The organism is Clostridium sp. OF09-36, assembly GCF_003481985.1.
In the GTDB taxonomy this organism is placed as follows: Bacteria; Bacillota; Clostridia; order Lachnospirales; family Lachnospiraceae; genus Brotaphodocola.
This window is the reverse complement of sequence record NZ_QUMD01000087.1, coordinates 1-1078: the sequence shown is the minus strand read 5'-3', so window position 1 is coordinate 1078 and position 1078 is coordinate 1. Positions and strand designations below refer to the sequence as shown.

At 52.7% G+C, this 1078-nt stretch carries 1 protein-coding gene; it reads left to right on the top strand.

The annotated features are described in order from the left end of the window. Positions 1–1078, top strand: a 1078-nt coding sequence (locus DXA97_RS19775) for a recombinase family protein (protein ID WP_243107796.1), incomplete at both ends; no start/stop codon positions are given.

The window sequence follows — 1078 nt, the reverse complement described above, 5'->3', positions numbered from 1 at the left end:
GGCGAAACTACCTGCAAGTGGGAATGTACACGGAAATGATTTTCCCACAGAAAGGTGTCCGCTTCATCGCTATCAATGACGGAGTGGACAGCGCACAGGGCGACAATGATTTTGCCCCGCTGCGGAATATCTTTAACGAATGGCTGGTGAGAGATACGAGCAAGAAAATCAAAGCAGTGAAACGCTCAAAAGGCATGAGTGGCAAGCCTATCACAAGCAAGCCTGTGTATGGCTACCTCATGGACGAGGACGAAAATTTCATCATTGACGAGGAAGCTGCACCCGTAGTCAAGCAGATATACAATTTCTGCCTTGCCGGGAATGGTCCGACCAAGATAGCCCGTATGCTCACAGAGCAGCAAATCCCCACGCCGGGGACGCTGGAATACCGCAGGACGGGCAGCACTCGCCGCTACCACCCCGGCTATGAGTGCAAGTGGGCAACCAATACCGTTGTGCATATCCTTGAAAACCGGGAATACACGGGCTGCCTGGTAAACTTCAAGACGGAAAAACTCTCTTATAAAGTCAAGCACAGCGTAGAAAACCCGGAGGAAAAGCAAGCGATATTCGAGAACCACCACGAGCCTATCATAGACACCCAAACATGGGAACGGGTGCAGGAGCTTCGCAAGCAGCGCAAACGCCCCAACCGCTATGATGAAGTGGGCTTGTTCTCCGGCATACTGTTCTGTGCAGACTGCGGCAGTGTGATGTATCAGCAGCGATACCAGACGGACAAGCGCAAGCAGGACTGTTATATCTGCGGCAACTACAAGAAACGCACCCATGACTGTACAGCGCACTTTATCCGCACCGACCTCTTGACCGCTGGTGTACTATCCAATCTGCGGAAAGTGACCAGCTATGCGGCAAAGCATGAAGCCCGGTTTATAAAGCTCTTGATTGAGCAGAACGAGGACGGGGGCAAGCGCAGGAACGCCGCCAAGAAAAAGGAACTGGAAGCCGCCGAGAAACGCATAGCCGAGTTATCCGCTATCTTCAAGCGGCTGTATGAGGACAGCGTGACCGGGCGCATATCAGACGAGCGTTTCACAGAGCTGTCGGCAGACTATGA